This is a genomic window from Tolypothrix sp. PCC 7712 (assembly GCF_025860405.1).
Lineage (GTDB): Bacteria > Cyanobacteriota > Cyanobacteriia > Cyanobacteriales > Nostocaceae > Aulosira > Aulosira diplosiphon.
In genome coordinates this window covers 3117325-3138599 of the sequence record NZ_CP063785.1, presented here as the reverse complement: position 1 = coordinate 3138599, position 21275 = coordinate 3117325, and the positions used below count along the sequence as shown (strand labels likewise).

Below are 21275 nucleotides of genomic sequence, written 5' to 3'. Positions count from 1 at the left end.
AACTAGAGTGAATTGAAAACAGTGCCGTCAGGAAGCAGTCAGGAATGGATTATCGGGACGCTGGGGTAGATGTTGAGGCTGGGCGAGCCTTTGTAGATAAAATTCGCAATTTGGTTCACAGTACTTTTAGAAAAGAAGTACTTGGGGGACTAGGTGGTTTTGGTGGTTGTTTTCAGCTTCCAGGGGGTTATCAGGAACCAGTATTAGTCTCTGGAACAGATGGTGTTGGGACAAAGCTCAAAATTGCTCAAGTTCTTAACCGCCACGATACTGTAGGTATTGATTTGGTGGCGATGTGCGTTAATGATGTACTGACATCTGGAGCCGAACCGCTGTTTTTTTTAGATTATCTGGCAACAGGTAAGCTGGATAAAGAGCAATTAACTGAGGTAGTTGCAGGAATTGCGGCTGGGTGTCAGCAAGCTGGTTGTGCTTTGCTGGGGGGAGAAACCGCAGAAATGCCAGGTTTTTACCAAGTCGGTGAGTATGATTTGGCGGGATTTTGTGTAGGGATTGTAGAAAAAAGCCAAATGCTTGATGGTTCCCAGGTACAAGTAGGAGATGTTGCGATCGCTCTTGCTAGTTCTGGTGTGCATAGTAATGGCTTAAGTTTAGTACGAAAGATTGTGAGCGATCACAAATTCGATTGGAATGAACGCCCAGAATCATTAGGTGGCGAAACCATTGGAGAAGCTTTCCTCAAACCGACGCGCATTTATGTCAAACCTATCCTAGCTGCACGTCAAGCTAGTTTAGAAATTCACGGTATGGCACACATTACAGGTGGTGGTTTGCCAGAAAATTTACCCAGATGTTTAAGCAAAGGTCAAGCAATTAAAATCAATCGCCATAATTTGATAACTCCTCCACTATTTCAGTGGATAGCCGAAGCTGGAGGAGTGAACGATGAAGCAATGTATAATACCTTCAATATGGGTATTGGCTATGTGCTATTAGTCCCACCAAATAGCGCTGACCAAGTAATAACCTTCTTTCAATCACAAGATATTCCTACTTTTGCCATTGGTGAAGTAATTACTGGTGATAATTCATTAGTCGGATTGCTTGATTAAATCACAATATTCATCCAATACTACGCAGTTAAGCATTTTTACATCACCATTGGGTTTGGGGAAAAGGTTAAAGATATCTTCTTTTCCCTTTCCCCTTCGCTTTTTTACCCTTAACCGAAAAATATTGAACATTGATCGGCTGTTGCACATCGAACAAAGCATATTGAATTGTGTTGATAGTTGACGGTTGACTGTTAACTGTTGCAGTCACCTGTCAACTAATCTCTATGGAATGAATAAGTGTTTCGACTTATTTGTTACCTATGCTGATAAATGCAATCGAAAATACTCATGCCCGTCAGCGTTGAGATTTGCTAACGTAGTCTTAACATATTGAAAAATTTGCGGTCGAATTCGAGAAAATACTGACACTAGCTTATGGTGTTAGTGGTTTTTCATCTAGAAATATGCGGCGTGTTCCTGTGTTGAGAACAATGTATTTTGTCTTTGAGGGGTTATGGTTGTAAATTTTGCTCGGACTTCAGCTTCCACGGAAATTTTAAAGCAAGTATTCCAAAATATTAATGCTCAAAGTTGTCCGAGGTCATTTAATTTTCATATACATACTGTTCACTCTGATGGCAGATTGCAGCCAAATACATTGATGGAACAGGCGATCGCTATTGGTTTACAAGGACTAGCAATCACCGATCATCATAGTATTGGTGGATACCAAGTTGCCAAAGCTTGGTTAGAAGACTGGAAGTGGAATAATCCGGGTGCAAGCGCTCCCCATCTGTGGACTGGTGTAGAAATTAATGCCAACCTTTTAGATGTAGAAGTTCATATTCTGGCTTACTCTTTCCAGCCAGAACACCATAGCATGAAACCTTATTTGCAAAGAAAAGCCACAACAGGCGCAGAATACCAAGCAAATAACGTCATTGCTGCGATTCATGAGGCGGGGGGATTAGCAGTATTAGCTCACCCAGCACGCTTTAGGCGATCGCACTTAGATTTAATTCCTGCTGCTGCGGAAAGGGGAATCGATGGTGTAGAAACTTTCTACGCTTACAATAACCCGAACCCTTGGAGACCAAGTTCTTTAGAATCAGAACAAATACAACATTTGGCTAACGAATATAGTCTTTACAATACCTGCGGTACTGATACCCACGGTTTAAACATACTCCAGCGTTTGTAATCATGCAGGTAGGCATTTTGTTTAACACTCCTGGTTCTCTAAGCCAGGGGAGTTATACCAAGTTGGAATTTTAGATTTTAGGTTAAGCTTGTGTACTGCAAACAGTTCTAGCAATTCCCAGCAATTTTACTTATTTTAATTTTGTATTCGTATTATTTTGCCTTTAATATTTTAATTTTAGATTTTTGATTTTTAATTAAAAGTATTGAGTGAGACTTTTTGGCATTTTGCAGAAGTAGGTTGACTTCACTTATACTCAACACAACCTACAGGCTAAAAGACACTACGCGCCAGGAATTGTAGGAACTTTCCATAGGGGATCAACATAAACTTACTTGCTAATTACATAAAATCAAAAATTCTCAATATATCTTTAATATTAGAATCTATCCTGCGAGTGAATTTACCTTACAACGATCGCAGTTGACTTTTTCTTGCTTCTATAATTATTTCACTTGCAACATTCTCATTGGAGGATCTATGCAAATCTTTGGGAATAAGGATAAAATAGAAAAAAGTATCATAAGCTACAATCTCCTTTACATCTATCTGGGGAGGGGTTAAAATATAATATTAAGAATTGTAAATAAGGTTAATATTATAAAGAAAGATAGACGTATGCTTCTCATTTATGCGAGACTCAAATTTACCAGGGGCTGAAGTGCTCAAAGCTTTATTGGAACCTCTGTTAGAGGATTTTCAGTATTGGTTTACGCGATCGCGTAAATTTCTCGAAACCGAGCAAATTTCATTTATGAGTGAGCAAGACAAATCAGACTTGCTTCTCAGAATCCAGCAAGCCCAGGATGAACTCAATACAGCAAAGATGATGTTCAGTGCAACTGATGGGCAAGTTGGTATTGAAATGGCAACAATTAAGCCTTGGCACGAATTAGTGACAGAATGCTGGAAAGTGGCAATACGCTTCCATAAAGAAAGAGATGTGTGAGAGTGAAGTTTTTTTTCATTAAGTTCGGTAGACTTAATTAAAAAAGCAACGCAATATTTCAGTTCGATATTTAGTAATCAATCCTTAATAAATTTTGAATAAAACAGAAAAAAATGTATAACATGCTACCGTGGTTTGGATAACGGTCAATACATTCCCCCCTGCGAAACCTAGACATATCAATGTGCTTCAGCCATTCGCTCTATATGTAATTTTAATTACTAGTAAAGCGAAAAGTTACAGTAAAAACTTTTAGAACTTGCTTCCTCTGGAGGATAACCCGATGTTACACCTGCTTTACATTCTTGCTTTTACAATTCTTGCCGTTATCGCTGTTGCTAATTTAATTCGCAATCTGATCATGTTTAGTTTTGATCGAGAGCGCAATTATCCAGCAACTAGAAACCAGGGGAGATATGGCTATCCCTCAGTTAACAAGCATTTTCCGCCACATCCAGAATTATTAGATAATGCAGGTAACTTAATTAAAGAACCATTATTAGTGATGCGGTCAATCAACGTCGAAGATGCGCGCCAACAGCTAGATGCTTTGTATGAATCTTCTCCTGGCCGTAAAGTTGAGAATCAAGAAGAAGGTTAACTCGGAGTACTCAGTCCTGAGCGAAGATTAATTCATTAAATAAAAGGTCAAGAAAGAAGATATTTTTACATCTTCTTTCTTTTTTTATGGAGTTTGGAGATAAAAATAATTAGAGACCATTTATAAAGTAATACAGTTCAGTTAAGCTTATTAGCCATTGATTTGTCATTCAATTTTGGATGCGTGGATTTACGATAGCGCAGCGTTAGCGAGTCCGCGAGCGTCTTTTGGATTAACCTCTCCTTATAAAGAAGAGGCTTAAATATTGAAAAATTTTTGTTTTTCTTCTGGGTTAACCCAGAGGCTTGAGACCAAATATTTTAGATTTCAAATTTTCATTTAATCCAAAATCTAAAATCTAAAATCTAAAATCGCTTCGGTCACTTATTAAAGAAGCTAGAAGAATTGGGGGATTCTCCCCCAAACCCCCGATTGGGTGACGGTTGCGTCCCCCAAACCCCCTCCAAAATGATTGTTCTGTTTTGTTGTTGAATAACTAGTTTTTTGGTTTTGTTATCAATTAATTTTCTTAACTGAACTGAACTGTATTTATTTATAAAGTAAATCTTACAGCAGATTGCAAGTTGGTGAGGTACAGATAATTGTAAAGACAAGGCAGTGCCCAATACAGTTCGGTTAAGGGGGAAAGGGAAAAGGGGAAAAGGATTGAATTCACCCTTACCCTTTTCCCATTACCCTTTTCCCAAATCACGAGAGAGATGCAAAATACTTATCCGAACCGTATTGGGGTTTCATCATCCATCCAACTCAAAAAACAAGTCGAGGAGCAAAGCTATCATTTTTTGCTAATTATCTTTCTCTCCTTTGCCGCTTTGTTGTCATCGAGAAGCGAGATAAGAGCAATTTTGAGGATGGTAATTAGCTTTCAGCATTTTTCCCCATTTTGCATCATAAGGATGCACAAACTCTGTTTGATGGTTGTCATCTTTAAAAATAGGTCGTCCTTCATTTGCCCACTCAAAAATACCTCCGCTTAAGTTATAAATAGAGGTAAAACCTTGCTTTTGAAGCTGTTGAGCAATTTTGGCACTACGATAACCAATTGAACAGTACACAACAATAGGGCTATCTTTTGAAATCCTCAAAGCCTTTTTTGAGTGTAAAATAATCGGATCGATACGTATTGCTGATTTGAGATGACTGACTCCATACTCTGCTGGACTGCGTGCATCTAGCACTAAAGGTTGTAGCTTGGCAGAATCCGATCGCCATTTAGCAAATTCTGCTGTCGTAATGGAATTCACAGCAGGAAACATGATTCTGATGCAAATTTTTAATAGATTTAACACAAGCGATCGCAATTTTTAGTATTACTTTAGCGAGTTATCATACTTGCCGCATCAATCTTAACGTGGGCATCGTTAAAATACTATAAAGCGATTAAGAAGTTATCTTCATCATGCCGTAGATAGATTATTTCTCAACATGATTTCTAGTTTAGTCATTACATCATACTAATTAAAAAAAAGATATTACAGATATGTAGGAAACGGTGCTATATCCTCCGCATGATTTATCTATCGCCAACACTATTTGAATTGGGATTATTCAGATAACAAAAATTTAATTCTATCAGTCACAATCAATTTTTAATTAATAAAATTATCAGTTAGGGATTAAAGAAAGGAAGTATTGCTGATTACTGTATACTAAATAATTATACTACTTTTTATATAAGCTTTTGGGATGCGATCGCTAGCAACTTTCCCACACCTCAAGCCGCAATACTGTAATATTAGGTAAAGGCTAAACCCTCACTCTGAACTCATGAGTTCCCATCCATTGTTGAAAGTTGAAATTTCTGAACTCAGCGTTGCAGAACGTATCCAACTTGCTGAAGATTTATGGGATAGCATTTTAGAACAGCAAGAGGAGCTTCCCTTGAGTGAAGCGCAACAACAGGAACTAGATCGGCGCTTAGAAATTTACAAGAAAAACCCCGCAAATGGTTCTAGTTGGGAAGAGGTTAAAAAACGGTTAGGCTTTTCCCGATGAACTATAACCTGATTATTCAGCCAGAAGCAGAATACGATATTCAGGATACTTTTGAGTGGTACGAATCCCAGAATTCCGGTTTAGGTTCTGAGTTTGTTCGTGCAGTTGATGTTTGTCTGTCAGGAATTACACGAAAACCCTAGGCTTACCAAGTCATCCACAAACAAGTAAGAAGAGCATTAATCCGTCGATTCCCATACATCATTCTTTACGTTTTTGAGCAAGATACTGTTTTTGTACTTGCTTGCTTCCATGCAAAACGCGATCCAAAACAGTGGTTGCATAGAATTTAATCAAACTTCCCTTTGCGTGAAATACTCTCATGACAACGGAGACAAAACGCTTCCCAATTTTTCACGCCCTAAGCGATCGCTCATCACCTTCATGACTCATAAACTTCACTGCGATGGGCGATCGCCACAACAAACACCTGCGCGAGTTCATCATCTATCGAATAGATCACCCTGTAATCCCCAATTCTGTAGCGGTATTACCCTGCATAATCTCCTTTTAGGGCTTTAATGTTGGGGTGCAACAGGGGAGTTTGCTCTAGCTGTTGTAAACATCGAGCAATTTTCTTTCCTAGGGCTTTGTCAGCATTAATATAAACCTTTTGGGCATCGGGATGGAGAAGAACTTCATACATCAGAACGAAGGGTTCTCCAATTTTTGTACTCGCTTTTAGAGGTAGCTTGATTTTGCTTAACTCGCTCTAACAATCCAGAAATTGCCAAAAGTTCTTGGGTTGCTGCTTCGCTTTCAGCATTTGCTAAGTAAGCCGCAAAATCAGCAAGTACCTGTAATCGTTCTGGCGATAGTTGCTTGAGTAAGTCATTAAGCTGACGCTGTAGTTCTGTCACAGATACCAAAACCTCTGACTCTTTATCCTCAATAGGGGAATTATCTGTAGTGTCCATCGCCTGCTAGAGCAAATTTAAGGTTTAGTGTCTATTGTAAGATAAGCAGTTGTCGGAAAATATTGCTTTAATATGCGATCCAAACAAGTTCTTTGATAGCACTCTCTGTGTCTGCGTGACATACTCTCATGACAACGGAGACAAAATACTTCCCAATCTTTCACTCCCTAAGCGATCGCTCACCTCTCCCTTAGAAATAACCCGAACTCCATTAATATAAACCGCTTGCACAATCTCATCTGAACCGCGCTTCACCATCCGAGGTTCACCATCCAACACAGGATCTAATATTTCCACCTGAGGACTGATTGCTTGATTGAGCGCATTGGGGTTGAGTAAAACTATATCTGCTTTCGCACCAACTCTCAGCACTCCCGTATCCAGCCGAAACCAAGTTGCAGGTTCTCCTGTAACTCGAAAAATCGCCGCTTCCGGTGTCAGAAAATTCGTTGTTACAGCCTGCTTCAGCAAAGACAACGCGCCATCATAGTATCCCAAGTTACGCACATGAGCGCCAGCATCAGTAAATCCAGGGAAAATATGCGGGTGCTGCATCATCGCTAAACGGGGTTTTAAGCGATCGTTGGCTCCTGTTGCTACCCAACGCAAATCTGTATCGTATTCTTGCAACGCCTGCATAAACAAATCTACAGGTTCCTGTTGCTTTTGGCGGGCAATTTCTGCAAAACTCAACCCTTGCCAACTTGCTTCGGGACAGTCAACAACTTCTATCAAATCTAACTGGCGATGAAAAGAATTTCGCCATTTACTGAGCCATTCTTGACGAAATTGACGACAAAAACTTTCAGATTGCCATAATTTTTGTCTTTCTTGGCGTGACTCACAACCATTTAGTTGTGCGCCTGTTGCAAATTCTTCAAATAAGGGAGTAACAGGGCCATCAGAATAAATTGTGAATGGTTCTGTTAGCGTTTGAAAGCGCACATTACCATTAAGAAGCCGATTCCAAATGAATAGAAGAGGGGAAAATGTGCGCCAGAGTTGGCGATTATGTACAGCATCCAAAGCAGAGAGGACAGTTAGCCGCAGTCGCTTGCCAAACCCCGAACCCATACGCAGAATCTCTACAAAAGAAGCCAGCTTTTGTAAATTAGGAGTGACTTGAAAAACGCGATCGCGCTGCTTACAAAGCTTTGCCAGCATCGCATATTCTTTAAATTTCGCGTGTTGTGAGGGAATTGTATAACCTTGCCATTCGCCACTCATCCTATGCCAAGGAAACATATCAATAGAAATCCCGACAAATCCCGCGTCTAAAGCATCTGCTGCTATGCGCTGCATCAGTTTTAGCTCAAATCTGCTCGGCTGAACGGTTAAGCTGCGTTCCAACCCCATAACGTGAGCGCGTAAAGCACTATGTCCAAATAAAGGCGCAACATTTGGCCCTAGTGGTAACTGTTGTAAATGCTGTAAATATTCTGCTGGTGTTTGCCAAGATATTGACTTGTTCAACCATTTGGCAATTAACCGATGAGATAATGTTTCGACTCGCTGAAAAATATCTGCCAGCATTTGAGCTTCACCAATGGCAACAGATAAACTGCAATTGCCAATCACCACGCTGGTAACACCATGACGCACCGATTCGCTCAATCCTGGTGCAATCTCTAACTCTAAATCGTAATGTGTATGAATATCGATAAATCCCGGTGTAACCCACAATCCAGCAGCATCAACTACTTCACGCGCTGGGGTAGATAAGCTAGGAGCAATACCTACAATCCGGCCATTTTGAATTCCAATATCCCCACGTATAGGTGCAGATCCTAAACCATCGAAAATCAACCCGTTTTGAATCAGCAAGTCCAACATATAGTGACTGGCAAAAATTACCTCATTAGTTCACCAGAGAGATAAAAATTATCTTCTTGTTCCTTGATATCTTGCACCAATAATCACCTCAGTGTGAATACTGACCAAACTCACAAAATTACTTAACGCTAATTTAAGCGATCGCTAACTGCCTAGACTACAAAATGTAAAAGCCCCTCTCAGTTTCAGAGGAGCTTTGTAAAGTTTCGTTGCTAAAATTTATTTTTATTATCTTAAAATGCACTCATGATGGTGATAATGCTCACACTGGTCAACATGATGAGAGCGCCCATAACTATAGATTCACCAAAAGATCCAGGAGTTTTTGACTTATTCATTTTCTTAGAATCCACATCAAAGTTAAGGATTCATTAACAATACCAGTCTCATAATTTAATATCTATATAAGTGCGGTAAAACTTTATCTAACGCAATTTATCTTAGTAAAACCTGTGGTATTCACTTACGTGGGGCATGGGGCATTGATTGGGCAATGGGCAATGGGTAATGGGTAATGGGTAATGGGTAATGGGTAATGGGTAATGGGTAATGGGTAATGGGTAATGGGTAATTGTTCTTTCTCCCTCATCCTCCTCATCTCCCTCATCCTCCTCATCTCCCTTATCCCCAATCCCCAATCCCCAATCCCCAATCCCCATATATTTACCAATATAGGTATAAATTCTATAAACTATAAGTTTTACAAATAACTGATACCCTAGCGATTTATGTGCCTTTGTATTACCCATTTGGGGTAAAATAAATTTTATTGAAGTAAAAGACCCATTTACCTAAAAATTATCATGACAGTTTCCACGGTATCGCCAAACCAAACCAAAGAGTTTGATTTAGAACAGTTAAACCAACAATTTGAAACTGCTACCCCAAAAGACATACTGGCGTGGTCTGTAGAAAATATCGCCACGGGATTGGTGCAAACCAGCGCCTTTAACGTGGATGACATGATAATTACCCACATTCTTTATAGTGAACTGAAGCATCCAGTCCCCGTTATCTTTCTCGATACCCTATTCCACTTCCCCCAAAGCTTAGAACTAGTTGCTAAAAGTAAAGAAATTTATAACCTAGATCTACAAACTTACAAAACCCCAGATGTAGATAGCCGTGAAGCTTTTAACGCAAAATACGGCGATGCACTTTGGGACAGAGATATTACTAAATTCCACCACATTACAAAAATCGAACCTTTGCAAAGAGGTTTAGACGAACTCAATACAGTTGCTTGGATTACTGGTCGTCGCCGTGACCAAGCTGTTACCCGTGCTAATATGCCTGTATTTGAATTAGATGGTCAAGGACGCTTGAAAGTAAATCCTTTAGCTGCCTGGACACGCCAACAAAGCTGGGTTTACGTGGCAGAACATGGCGTAATTTACAACCCTCTACATGACCAAGGCTATCCCAGCATTGGTGACGAACCAATCACCACCAAAGTAGGCGAAGGTGAAGACGAACGCGCTGGACGCTGGCGGGGAACCGGCAAAACTGAATGTGGAATTCATATTTAATGGAAACTAGAGATTAGGAAATGGGTCATGGAGGAGAAAAATCCTCCACTCATTTCCTTATATATGGCTCTAAAATCCTGTACTCCCCCACCAAGCTGGAAAAATTCTTAGTTATAAGTTCTCAGAAAACATTCTTGTCTGTAGTACCTAGTCTTTATTCCCATTTCGTCTGCCTTAGCAGACACAGTTGATGATTGTTACTAATTCTCTACAATCTAGTAACAGATTTAAAGTGTAAGAACTCAGATTAAACGTTACTTTCTTAATTTAAAAATTAAGTAGTATTAATTAATATCCAAAAATAAAAGTATTTTTCTTTACTAATAGAAATACTGAAAAAAATTGGTCATAGCTTCGTCATAGTTCTGCAATAGCCTTGTCAATTAGATATGTGATGCTTATTCCATATCTAATTGAGTAAATAATATTTGGCTATAAAAAGCACCAGGATTTACTCAGGAGATTTGCGATCGCGTCATAGGCCTGACACGATGACACTGCACATCACAATCTCTGTTTAATAGGAACTAGAACTATGAATTGGAAAGTACTTACTTTAATTCCTGTACTAACTTTAGCCACTGCTTTTCCAGCCTTCTCCAAAACTGCGAATAAAACTCAAAATCCTGCTAGCACTACCCCAGTTACTCAAACTAGCCAGCCAACAACCAATACAACTAAAAAGCCTAGCGCTATAACAACTACCAACACTGCAGCAAAGCCAACCACTACACTCCAGTTAGGTAGCAAGGGAGAAGGAGTTAAAACTGCTCAAAACTTTTTAAAGCAACAAGGGTTGTACACCGGAAATGTTAATGGTGTATTTGATAAACAAACACGCTCCGCAGTCATCAAATTCCAAAAATCCAAAGGCTTAAGAGCAGACGGCATCATTGGACGGCGGACTTTAGCAGCTATGAAGTAAAGCAGAGGGGGATGAGGGAAAAGGGGAAGGGTAAAAGGAGATAAATAAGTAGTCTGACAGAATTAATTACACAAAGTCATTGCGAATGGAGCGAAGCGGAATGAAGCAATCGCAAGGGCTGGGATTGCTTCGCTTCGCTCGCAATGACTGTAAATATTTTTGTCCAAGTACTTACCATTATCAATTACCATGCCCAATGCCCAATGCCCCATGCCCAATGCCCAACACTTGACGACAACCTCTAAAGCACGGCACACTTAGTACAAAAGTTCCAGTGGATGTAGAGCTGGAGGTCTTAAAAATGACTACTGCCTTAAGTTGCCGCAATTACATCAACGGTGAATGGTTGAGTGCTTTAGGGGGAGCCACTTTAGAAAGTCGCAACCCTGCTGATAAGAATGAAGTTGTTGCTACCTTCCCCCGTTCCTTAGCAGATGATGTTAATCAAGCAGTAGCCGCCGCCCGCCAAGCTTACCGCAGTTGGCGACAAGTTCCCGCCCCAGCTAGAGCCGAATATATTTTTCGTGTCGGGGAAATATTGCTTCAGCACAAAGAAGAACTCGCTCAGTTAATCAGTCGCGAAATGGGTAAACCCTTGACTGAAGCCAGAGGCGATGTGCAAGAAGGTATTGACTGCGCCTTTTATAGTGCTGGTGAAGGGCGGCGATTATTCGGGCAAACTACACCCTCAGAAATGCCCAATAAATTTGCTATGACGGTGAGAATGCCAATAGGGGTATGTGCTTTAATTACTCCTTGGAATTTTCCCGTGGCGATTCCCTGCTGGAAAGCTATGCCAGCCTTAGTATGTGGTAATACCGTTATCCTCAAACCTGCTGAAGATACCCCAGCTTGTGCAACAAAATTAGTGGAGATTTTTGCCGCCGCAGGTTTACCACCAGGAGTAATTAACCTAGTTCATGGTGTCGGAGAAGAAGCTGGAAAAGCCTTAGTCGAGCATCCTGATGTTGATTTAGTATCTTTTACTGGTTCTTCCGAAACAGGTGCATTTGTCGGTGCAACTTGCGGACGCACTCACAAGCGCGTTTGTTTAGAAATGGGTGGTAAAAACGCCCAAGTTGTCATGGAAGACGCAGATTTGGAACTGGCGTTAGATGGTGCAGTTTGGGGAGCCTTTGGGACTGCGGGACAACGATGTACAGCTACTAGTCGTTTAATATTGCATCGTGACATCAAAGAAAAATTTACTGCCATGCTTTACGAGCGTACCAGCAAATTACGCTTAGGGGCTGGAACCGATCCAGATATAGATATCGGGCCGTTAATTAATGCATCGCAGTTGCAAAGAGTCAATAAATATTTAGATATTGCCCGTGAAGAAGGAGCAAAAGTGTTAATTGGTGGAGAAATTGCCAGCGAGGGGCAATTAAAAAACGGTAACTTCTTTAAACCGACAATTTTGGATAATGTGACCCCGGAAATGCGCGTTGCTCGCGAAGAGATATTTGGGCCAGTAGTCGCATTAATTGAGGTTAGCTCGTTTGAAGAAGCGATCGCAGTCCTCAACGATACCAATTACGGTCTATCTTCCTCAGTCTACACCCGCGACATTAACCGCGCTTTTACTGCTATGCGCGACATTGAGGCAGGTATCACTTATATAAATGGCCCGACTATTGGTGCTGAAGTACACTTACCTTTTGGTGGTGTCAAACAAACAGGCAATGGACATAGAGAGGCTGGTACTACAGCCTTAGATGTTTTTACTGAATGGAAAAGTGTTTATGTTGACTTTTCTGGGAATTTGCAACGCGCCCAAATAGACAACCGCAGTTAATATATGGGGGAAAGGTGAAGGGGAAAAAGGGAAAGGGGAAAAGTATCCTTTTCTCCAAATCCTCTTTCTGGGTGGATAATGCTTAACCTTGTTTTGTCACTCTGGGAAAATAAAAATCAAAGCCAAATTTTGAACTTTAGATACAACGGGCATTTGAGCGTTTATTTTCTAACACAATGGCTAAAATCATGGTTTTTTGGTAAAAGTCTTATGCTGTAAGCTTTCCAGATTATTATCTCCCGAAAGTGATAAAAGCGTCCGAGGAAAGTGATCGCATTCCCAATGGATGTAAAGAAATATTTCTGTTTCTTAGAAGAGGGTTAATCTAGAAGTATTGCAAGTTAAGTATGCAAACACCGATTTACTAGTATTTGGATAGATTTTGAGTTGCGTCTTTAACGATACAAATTTGAAAAGTAATTGCAAAAAATTGATTTACAAAAATCATAATTATAAGGCGATTTCCAATCCAAAATCTAAAATCTAAAATCCAAAATGGTATGACTTCCGATTTTGTCAACTCTTTAATTCCTGATACTGCACTTTCGGTAGCTGGGTTAACTGACTACATCCGCTTGCTGTTGGAACAAGATCATCAACTGCGACAAGTTTGGGTAACAGGAGAAGTTTCCAGCGCTAATCACCATCGCAGTGGTTTATTTTTCACCTTGCAAGATCCCGATGGTACAGCTGGAATTAAATGTGTAGCGTGGAATAGCCAATTGGCAAAACTGGCGCAAATCCCTATTCCTGGTGAGCAGTTAATTATTTTAGGTAGTCTCAGAGTTTATCCTCAAAGGGGAGAATATCAGCTATCTGTTTGGCAAGCTTTACCTGCTGGTGAAGGTTTACAGGCTTTGCGTTACCAACAGTTAAAAAACCGCTTGCTATCTGAGGGGTTGTTTGATCCCGAAAGAAAGCGATCGCTTCCTTCTCATCCCCAAACCATCGCTGTGATCACTTCACCAACGGCTGCGGCTTGGGGTGATATTCAAAGAACCCTAAAACAACGGTATCCAGGGTTACAGGTTTTATTTTCTCCGGCGACAGTACAGGGGGAGCAAGCACCAGAATCGATAGTGAAAGCTATTGAACGCGTAGAACGGGATGGGCGAGCCGAGGTGCTAATTTTGTCACGGGGAGGCGGCGCAGTTGAGGAATTAGCTTGCTTTAACGATGAACGAGTCGTGCGATCGCTAGCTAATTGTTCTATACCAGTAATTACTGGCATTGGTCATCAACGAGATGAATCTTTGGCAGATTTAGTTGCAGATGTATGCGTCCATACTCCCACTGCTGCGGCAGAACTGGTTGTGCCAGCCCTGGCGGAATTGTATACTCAACATCGGCAACGAGTGGAAGCTTTACAAGAGGCGGTACTTTACTCTACACAAGCTGCTGAACACAAGCTGCGAGTATTGCAAAATCGGCTGCAACATTTACGCTTAGATCGGCAATTACAACAAGAAAAGCAAAGACTAGCTTGGAAGCATCAGCAATTAGTGCAAGTCACAAAAAGGCGATCGCAACAAGCCAGCCAACATCTAGAAATGTTAAGGCAAAAATTAGCTACTCTCGACCCGAAAGCCGTATTACAGCGTGGTTACGCCGTAGTCAGACAAGAAAATGGTGCGATCGCTCGAACTGCTGCAGATTTAGCTGTGGGTGATGAGTTATTGATTCAATTGGGACAGGGAGAAGTTAAAGTGAAAGTGAAAGAAGTAAAAGATTAGGATGATTAAACGTAAGAACCCTGCTAATTCTGATGCCCTCACAGGTTGGAATTATGAGGATAAAGTGGCTGAAATCGAACAAATTATTACTCGTATTGAGACAGGCGAGTTGGAATTAGAAGAAGTATTTGCACAATTTACAAATGCTGTAGAAAATTTGCGCCAATGCGAGAATTTTTTGCAGCAGCGTCAGCAGCAAGTCGATTTGTTAATTGAAACTTTGAATGATGAGTAAATTGCTCTAAGTATTTCCTGAGCGGAATTGCTATTTCCTACTAGAAAAGTACGGCGTACTCCAATACTTGTCGGTTAAGGGGAAAAAGGGGAATGGTTCAAGGGAAAGAAAAAACCTTTAACCCTTAGAGTGTTCCAAAAAATAAACGATCCAAAACCTGTCATTGCGAGCGAAACGGAGTGTAGCGTCTCGCAGAGAAGCAATCGCAAAATCTTGCAACTACGAGCGAGTCTATGCGATTGCTTCATTCCGCTTTGCTTCATTCGCAATGACAATTGAGCATTTTTTTACTTGGAGTACTCTTAACCTTTAACCCTTTCCCCTCAACTAATTTTGAGTTTAAAAAGCTATCCCTTGTAGTATTGCGGCGTACTCATCCCAATCTACGTATTTATCACATTATTTATTCAAATTGGTATTATTTGTGAGACACTACGAATGACCAGTGAGCATGGAAAAGAGTAGCCATTTTTTCCTGTTCGCTACCCTGTGGGTGTAGCCTCTCCCAGAAGAGAGGTTTATTGACATGGACTATACAGCTTTTCTGAGTAACATCGTAACCCTGAAAGGATTAGTATAATTCCGTCAAATACAGGGTGTGAGAATTAGTTTTTTCGTGTTAAATGGTTGGATGTTACCAAGATTTCTTGGCTTAACACCAAAAACCGTTTATTTATGTGTGGCAATATTTTGTAAGGAGTGAATGTGAATACTATTATTCGTAAAGCTGTTTTTTGCTTGCCAAGTTTAGCAGCTTGTGCAGTCTTAGGTAGTAGCTTATCTGCTGTCGCTCAAACAGTAGATTCCTCAAATAATCAGCAGTTTAGTAATGCTGCTACAACCGTAGCATCTCCCAGCCAATCAACTACTGAACAGGAAGCTACAAGCCAAAATTCCCCTACTCAAACCAATACAAATTTCACCGTTTCCCAGCAGTTCCCTAACGCTGCTACACAACAAACCGCTAATCGCATAGTTACACCTATTCCAGGTACAGCAATCACCTCAGCAGCCGGCTTTATTCCCCAAAACTCGGAACCGACCGCTCAACAGCCTATTGCTCAACCAGCTACTACTCAAGTAGCACAAGCCGATATTGAACCAGGTAGAGCTACCCGTGGTGGTAGAAGCTATATTGGTCTTGCAGGTAACATTGGTGTCAGTGGTAGTGACTCTGCTTTGGGTGATGGTAACTTTGCTGTCATTAGTAAAATCGGATTGAGCAATGCTATATCTTTCCGACCATCAGCAGTTTTGGGTGACAACACCACAATTCTACTTCCCCTCACCTATGACTTTACCTTTCAGCAGGTAGCAGATCCATTTAGTGAACCCTTACCAATTGCGCCTTACATAGGATTAGGTGCAGCAATTAAAACTGGTGATAACTCTGAAGCCGCATTTTTAGTCTCTGGTGGCTTTGATTTTCCTCTCAATACCCAATTTACTGCCACTGCGTCTGTCAATGCTGGCTTCTTTGAAAATACTGACATAGGCGTGATGTTAGGCGTTGGCTACAACTTCAGTGGTTTCTAAATCCAATTTTTGAATTTTGGAGGGGGTTTGGGGGACGGTTGCGTCCCCCAATCGGGGGTTTGGGGGAGAATCCCCCAATTGAGCTAGCTGTTTCCCAAGTGACAAATCAATCACTAATGATCTTCTCTGAACTGTATTGAGATATAACCCCTACAGGGAAGCAAGCTACAACCCAACCTTGTATCTTAGAAAGAGTAATTAGAGAGCCCTATTTAGGATTAACTTTATCGATCACCGTGATTTTGCCATCATCTCCCACAGTCCAGACATCGTAAACACCAACCACATCGCCATTAGCGTCAACATCAACGTTACCGCTAGCGCCTTGGTAGTTAATCTTTTTACCTTCTTTGAGCAATTTTAGCCCTTCACAAACATCAGTAACTTCTGTACCCGGCCCATTAGAAACGTCTCGAATTTTACTAGCAATGCCAACACCTGTATTTTCTTTAGCAGCTTGTGCGGCTAATGCTAATAATGCAGCTGCATCCCAAGCTTGAGGTGCGTATTCTCCTGGGGAACCACCTTTTTTCTCTTTCCAGAGTTTGTTAAAGCCTTCTAATGCTTTACCATCGGAACCGGGAACGGTACCGATCGCACCAGTTAAAATATATTTGCCATCACTAGCTTTGCCTACTTGCTCTGGGAAAGTGGGTGATTTTACGCCATCAGTCAGCAGAATTTGCACTCCTTTGGTTAAGCCTTGCTGGTAAGCAGTTTTGAGAAATATACTTCCTGTCTCCGCATAGAGTACTGCTAATACGGCATCTGGTTTGCCGGCAAAAGCCGCCGCCGCTTCAGTATCAAAGGTCTGAGCCTTAGGATCATAACGGACAGGTTTATCTTTATTAACTACTGTTCCACCTAATTTTTCAAAAGTTTGTACAAATGCTTTTTCAAAACCAACACCGTAGTCGTTATTAATCACGACTGTAGAAACGCGTTTAAATCCTTTTTTCTTAGCGAGTTGCGCCAAGGCTAGTGCTTGGTAAGTATCTGGGGGTGCAGTGCGTGCCCAAAAGCCTTTATAGTCGCCTTTTTGAGCCTTTTCCGTAAACACAGGACTGGTACTCCCAGGGGAAATCAACATCACTTTATTCGGTGTCGCCACTGAGATAGCCGCAGTGGAAACGCTACTAGCAAAGGAACCCACTACACCAGCTACCTTATCCAAGGTTGCAAGTTTGGTCATCCCAGCTGCACCTGCTTTCGGATCTGTTTGATCGTCTACTGGTACTAAGGCGACTGGTTCACCGTTTACGCCACCACAAGCATTGACTGTGTCCACCAGCAAGGGAACTGAACCCACCATCTGCTGACCGATAGATGCTAAATCGCCTGTTGATGGTAGTAAGGAACCGATTTTCAGTCCCTTGGCATTAGTTGTAGTAGTTGAGTTGGTTGCTGGGGTAGCAGTGCCTTGTGTGTTCCCTGTACTATTAGAGTTGCTAGTAGTATCATTACAAGCCCCCAACAGAAAACCAGCTGCTAAGGTAGCTACACTAAAAGCTAAGGCTGTACTAATTCTTGGCATAAATTACTTTCACTCCTCTATTCTTTAGGAGTCTGAAAGTAAAATTCTAACTATATTTGAGGTTAGGTTAATATTTACAGACTCCAAAGCATAAATAATATCATCCTCCTGAAGATATAGAGGTGTTGATGCCAACATTAATACTTATGCCTAAAGACGTATTTTTTTAGTTTAAGAAAAACTTATTATCCCTAATTAACTAAAAAAGTGATGCAAACTCAGTGTCATCACTTACTTCTAGTGGCTGGGAAAACGGAGAGGGAGGGATTCGAACCCTCGGTACGGAGTTGCCTGCCGTACAACAGATTAGCAATCTGCCGCTTTCGACCACTCAGCCACCTCTCCTGGGTCACGAATAACAATAGTAGCAGATACATCTTTACAAGTCAAACATTTTTTAGTCATTAGTCATTAGTCATTAGTCAACTGTATTTTCAGAAGTTGGAGTCAGGAAAGAGAGTCATCTGGAAGGATTTTAGTAAATAATTGTTAACTACTGACTACTGACTACTGACTAAAATTTAGAGGACTTGCGCTCGCATCCAAGCCAGTGGTAAGGTACGCAATTTTTTCCACTGGGGGACGTAGGCGCGCTGAGTGAAGACATTATAATCGTTGCGTTCGATAAAGTTTAAAATTTGGCTGTAATGCATCAGCGCAGCCCAAACAGGCCAACGAGCATCAGCAGAAAGATAGGAAATTCCTCGTTCTGCTTTGGTGTAGAATTCTCGTGCCCGTGAGATTTGGAACTGCATTAAGGCACGCCAGCGATCGTCTACTACACCCTTAAATAAATCTTGTTCGGTGTAGTTAAAACGTGCCAAATCTTCTAAGGGAAGATAAATTCGTCCTCGCCTAGCATCTTCACCAACATCTCGTAAGATATTGGTGAGTTGCTTGGCAATTCCTAAAGCAATTTCTTCTTGAACTGGAACATACGACTGTTGTGTACGGTGCCACGGCGCTGTATTTCTGGTATCATCCAACCCCATGATCGCCGTGGACATTAAACCGACAGTGCCAGCAACGCGGTAACAGTAGACGTATAATTCCTCAAACGTTTCATAGCGACTGCGATATAAGTCCATGCGCTGACCGGCAATCATATCCCGAAAGGGTTGAATGTCCATCGGAAAGCGTTTAACAGTATCCACTAAAGCCACATCAAAATTTTCTACTGGATGCCCAGCAAAAATTGATTCTAGCTGCTTCTCCCATAGATCTAGGGTTTCTGGCGTAGTCATAGCAGATGCAGGGCCATCTACCAGTTCATCTGTACGGCGACACCAAGCATAAATTGCCCAAACAGCGGGACGCTTTTCTTTGCTCAGGAGCAAAGTGCTCAGGTAAAAAGTCGCGGAATACTTGGCGATAAGTTGCCGACAAAGTTTGTAGGAATCGTCTACAGAGACCAGCGTTTTCATGCGCGGGGGTGAATCAGGCAGTTGCAGCATTCGTTGCGGGCGATCGGGTGAGCGTTTGCGGTTTGTTTGCAGTGTCCACCGGGATTGCTTCCGAGATCGCCTGCGCTGTAAGCTTACCAGAAAGTACGGCCCCTTCCATACTGGCCAAATAGCGTTGCATGGTGTAATCCCCTGTCAAATAGAAGTTGGCAATGGGAGTTTTTTGCGAAGGACGGTACTGTTGACGACCTGGAGTCGCTTTGTAAACTGAACGCGGCGTTTTCACCACATGATATTTCAGCAGCTTGGCTGGATTATCCCCACCAAAGTGTTGGGGAAAGAGTTTTTCTAGTTCAGCAATGGTGGCATCAACAATTTCCTCATCGGATTTAGAGATCCAATCTTTTGCTGGAGCTAGAACTAATTCCAACATTGAGCGATCGGGATTAGCATATCCACGGCAGGTGTTGCTCATATCAGCATAAACGCTGAGGAGGGGCGATCGCGAAAATAGTAAGTGGTCAATTTCTGTTAGTTTACGATCAAACCAGAGATGGAGGTTAATTACTGGTACTCCTTCTAGCCCATCTAACTGCTGGAAAAACTCCATTTTTTTCCACGGTTCTGGCAGCATCACCTTGAAGGGGTCAACGGGCATGGCAGATACATACAAATCAGCCGTTAACACTTCATCTTCTGCGCCATTTAACCCCCGAATTAAGAATCCCCTCACGGTACCATCTCCGTTGAGCAGAATTTCTTTAAGGGGGGCATTTAATCTTACTTCCCCACCCCGTTCGGTGATGTGATCTACTATCGGCTGACACAATCGCTCTGTTGGTGAACCATCAAGAAAGGCCATGGTTGAGCCTTTCTTTTCTTGTAGAAAGCGATTGAGGGCTGTTAGCAAGATAGTAGCGGAAATTTCTTCTGGGCCAATGAAGTTTAATGCCTTAGACATGGCAATAAAAACTTCTTTTTCAACTCTTAGGGGAATGTTTTGCTTTTGCAGCCATTCCGTCCAGGAGTATTTGTCCATTTCCTCTACGTACTTCTGTCCTTGCACCATTGCTGGTAACAAACCCAACCCAAAACGAATTTTTTCTGGCCAGGTGAGCATATCGTTGTTTCGCAAGATTGCCACTATGCCATTTAAGGGTGCTGGCAAATCTGGGAAATCAAAGCGGCTGTATGTCCCTGGGGCATTGGGCTGGTTGAAGATCATTGTGTGTTCTTTCCACTGCAAACGGTCTTCTATGCCCAGTTCTTTGAATAGCTGCAAAATATTGGGGTATGCCCCAAAAAATATGTGCAGACCTGTTTCGTACCAGTCTCCGTCAGCATCTTTCCACGCTGCCACCTTGCCACCCAGTACGTCTCGGCGTTCCAAGACAATGGGGGTGTGACCCGCGTCTGTGAGATATTTGGCGCAGGAAAGTCCTGCTAGGCCCGCTCCCGCGATCGCTACTCGCATTTAACCCTACTGCTCTTCAAGATTTCTTAATCGTTTTGCCGTTCTCATTATACGTTGCAATCTGTTACATTTCGCAGCGATTGTGCGATCGCTTTCCTAAAAAACTTGGAAATATCCTGCTGCTTTTAGGTTTAGGCATCAATAAAATTGATTAGCCAAATCGTCATTTTTCATTTGCATTGGTGGTTTGCCAATATTTTCGAGATATATTTCTTACCTTTTACCCCAGTAGAAAATTGGTCAGTAAGCATTGGTATTTGAGCAATTTTCATGTTTGGTTAGAGGATCTTCCTCTGAGTGCTTGACTAAAAAATCAGCAAAGCAGGAGAGACAAAGAACTGAAAAATTCCGAAAATTTTTTGATCCTTGACTCTTGAGAAAAATTTTTACTTTTCTGGTTTTGATTGATTTTTTGCTCGCTACTGAATTTGTCTGGAAGAAATTTTTCTGGCTTTGATCAAGACTATGAGCCATGATGTGAGTATTTTTTCTGTTAACAAATTAAAAAATAAAGTAAAAAATAATACTAAAAATTTTGTTATTCCCGTATTTTTATCGTTGTCAAATCAGATTTT

21 protein-coding genes, 1 tRNA gene and 1 pseudogene are annotated in these 21275 nt (G+C 41.4%); 13 read left to right on the top strand and 10 right to left on the bottom strand.

The features are described 5' to 3' along the window. Positions 1 to 44 precede the first annotated feature (44 nt). The 4 genes from purM to HGR01_RS12920 all read left to right on the top strand — a co-directional run bounded on the left by purM (position 45) and on the right by HGR01_RS12920 (position 3767). On the top strand, positions 45 to 1073 hold the full coding sequence (gene purM, locus HGR01_RS12935; RefSeq protein ID WP_045871581.1) for a phosphoribosylformylglycinamidine cyclo-ligase: 1029 nt from the start codon (positions 45 to 47) through the stop codon (positions 1071 to 1073). Between the two features lie 457 nt (positions 1074 to 1530). Next, positions 1531 to 2217, top strand: a complete 687-nt coding sequence (locus tag HGR01_RS12930) for a PHP domain-containing protein (protein ID WP_045871582.1) — start codon at positions 1531 to 1533, stop codon at positions 2215 to 2217. Between the two features lie 631 nt (positions 2218 to 2848). Beyond that, the gene (locus HGR01_RS12925; protein WP_045871583.1) at positions 2849 to 3166 is read left to right on the top strand and encodes a DUF2605 domain-containing protein; all 318 of its coding nucleotides are present in this window, start codon (positions 2849 to 2851) and stop codon (positions 3164 to 3166) included. 283 nt (positions 3167 to 3449) lie between these two features. Next, positions 3450 to 3767, top strand: coding sequence for a DUF2973 domain-containing protein (locus HGR01_RS12920; protein WP_045871584.1), 318 nt, complete (start codon positions 3450 to 3452; stop codon positions 3765 to 3767). Between the two features lie 839 nt (positions 3768 to 4606). Here HGR01_RS12920 and HGR01_RS12915 read toward each other — a convergent pair. Then, positions 4607 to 5044 carry a rhodanese-like domain-containing protein gene (locus HGR01_RS12915; RefSeq protein ID WP_063749835.1) on the bottom strand — a complete coding sequence of 146 codons (438 nt, stop codon included), beginning with the start codon at positions 5042 to 5044 and terminating at the stop codon, positions 4607 to 4609. A gap of 511 nt (positions 5045 to 5555) precedes the next feature. Between HGR01_RS12915 and HGR01_RS12910 the strand changes: the two genes are divergently transcribed. Both HGR01_RS12910 and HGR01_RS12905 read left to right on the top strand, forming a co-directional pair. Further along, positions 5556 to 5783 (top strand): addiction module protein, encoded by a 228-nt coding sequence (locus HGR01_RS12910; protein ID WP_045871586.1) that lies wholly within the window; start codon positions 5556 to 5558, stop codon positions 5781 to 5783. After that, positions 5780 to 6076 (top strand): annotated as a pseudogene (locus tag HGR01_RS12905) (type II toxin-antitoxin system RelE/ParE family toxin). Before HGR01_RS12910 ends, HGR01_RS12905 begins: the two are co-directional and overlap by 4 nt. An 89-nt stretch (positions 6077 to 6165) precedes the next feature. Here the strand turns inward: HGR01_RS12905 and HGR01_RS12900 are convergent. From HGR01_RS12900 to HGR01_RS12880, 5 genes are all read right to left on the bottom strand, one after another. Next, positions 6166 to 6246 (bottom strand): type II toxin-antitoxin system RelE family toxin, encoded by an 81-nt coding sequence (locus HGR01_RS12900; protein ID WP_235623080.1) that lies wholly within the window; start codon positions 6244 to 6246, stop codon positions 6166 to 6168. Positions 6247 to 6273: 27 nt separating this feature from the next. After that, a complete protein-coding gene (locus tag HGR01_RS12895; protein ID WP_228045809.1) occupies positions 6274 to 6429 on the bottom strand; it encodes a type II toxin-antitoxin system RelE family toxin in 156 nt (51 codons plus the stop codon). Next, positions 6422 to 6700, bottom strand: a complete 279-nt coding sequence (locus tag HGR01_RS12890; RefSeq protein WP_045871587.1) for a hypothetical protein — start codon at positions 6698 to 6700, stop codon at positions 6422 to 6424. The genes HGR01_RS12895 and HGR01_RS12890 overlap by 8 nt, the downstream gene beginning before the upstream one ends. A gap of 126 nt (positions 6701 to 6826) precedes the next feature. Next, positions 6827 to 8533 (bottom strand): N-acyl-D-amino-acid deacylase family protein, encoded by a 1707-nt coding sequence (locus HGR01_RS12885; RefSeq protein ID WP_045871588.1) that lies wholly within the window; start codon positions 8531 to 8533, stop codon positions 6827 to 6829. Positions 8534 to 8973: 440 nt separating this feature from the next. Further along, complete coding sequence (locus HGR01_RS12880; RefSeq protein ID WP_155539365.1) at positions 8974 to 9192, bottom strand: hypothetical protein; 219 nt, start codon at positions 9190 to 9192, stop codon at positions 8974 to 8976. A gap of 144 nt (positions 9193 to 9336) precedes the next feature. On the opposite strand from HGR01_RS12880, the gene cysH reads away from it, so the two are divergent. From cysH to HGR01_RS12845, 7 genes are all read left to right on the top strand, one after another. After that, complete coding sequence (cysH, locus tag HGR01_RS12875; RefSeq protein ID WP_045871589.1) at positions 9337 to 10062, top strand: phosphoadenosine phosphosulfate reductase; 726 nt, start codon at positions 9337 to 9339, stop codon at positions 10060 to 10062. 535 nt (positions 10063 to 10597) lie between these two features. Next, entirely contained in the window at positions 10598 to 10987 is a 390-nt protein-coding gene (locus HGR01_RS12870) for a peptidoglycan-binding domain-containing protein (protein ID WP_052335261.1), read from the top strand. Between the two features lie 100 nt (positions 10988 to 11087). Next, the gene (locus tag HGR01_RS12865) at positions 11088 to 11219 is read left to right on the top strand and encodes a hypothetical protein (protein WP_255325246.1); all 132 of its coding nucleotides are present in this window, start codon (positions 11088 to 11090) and stop codon (positions 11217 to 11219) included. A gap of 69 nt (positions 11220 to 11288) precedes the next feature. Further along, positions 11289 to 12785: an aldehyde dehydrogenase family protein gene (locus HGR01_RS12860; protein WP_045871590.1), complete on the top strand. Its 1497-nt coding sequence runs from the start codon at positions 11289 to 11291 to the stop codon at positions 12783 to 12785. 500 nt (positions 12786 to 13285) lie between these two features. Continuing rightward, on the top strand, positions 13286 to 14518 hold the full coding sequence (gene xseA / locus HGR01_RS12855; protein ID WP_045871591.1) for an exodeoxyribonuclease VII large subunit: 1233 nt from the start codon (positions 13286 to 13288) through the stop codon (positions 14516 to 14518). Position 14519: 1 nt separating this feature from the next. Then, positions 14520 to 14753: an exodeoxyribonuclease VII small subunit gene (gene xseB / locus HGR01_RS12850; protein ID WP_045871592.1), complete on the top strand. Its 234-nt coding sequence runs from the start codon at positions 14520 to 14522 to the stop codon at positions 14751 to 14753. Between the two features lie 705 nt (positions 14754 to 15458). Beyond that, the gene (locus HGR01_RS12845; RefSeq protein WP_045871593.1) at positions 15459 to 16289 is read left to right on the top strand and encodes a hypothetical protein; all 831 of its coding nucleotides are present in this window, start codon (positions 15459 to 15461) and stop codon (positions 16287 to 16289) included. A 208-nt stretch (positions 16290 to 16497) separates the two neighbouring features. On the opposite strand, the gene HGR01_RS12840 is transcribed toward HGR01_RS12845, so the two are convergent. From HGR01_RS12840 to pds, 4 genes are all read right to left on the bottom strand, one after another. Beyond that, the gene (locus HGR01_RS12840; protein WP_045871594.1) at positions 16498 to 17823 is read right to left on the bottom strand and encodes an ABC transporter substrate-binding protein; all 1326 of its coding nucleotides are present in this window, start codon (positions 17821 to 17823) and stop codon (positions 16498 to 16500) included. 253 nt (positions 17824 to 18076) lie between these two features. Next, positions 18077 to 18168 (bottom strand) — tRNA-Ser (locus HGR01_RS12835). 176 nt (positions 18169 to 18344) lie between these two features. Next, positions 18345 to 19277 carry a 15-cis-phytoene synthase CrtB gene (gene crtB, locus HGR01_RS12830; RefSeq protein WP_045871595.1) on the bottom strand — a complete coding sequence of 311 codons (933 nt, stop codon included), beginning with the start codon at positions 19275 to 19277 and terminating at the stop codon, positions 18345 to 18347. Continuing rightward, entirely contained in the window at positions 19261 to 20700 is a 1440-nt protein-coding gene (pds, locus tag HGR01_RS12825) for a 15-cis-phytoene desaturase (RefSeq protein ID WP_045871596.1), read from the bottom strand. The genes crtB and pds overlap by 17 nt, the downstream gene beginning before the upstream one ends. Positions 20701 to 21275 lie beyond the last annotated feature (575 nt).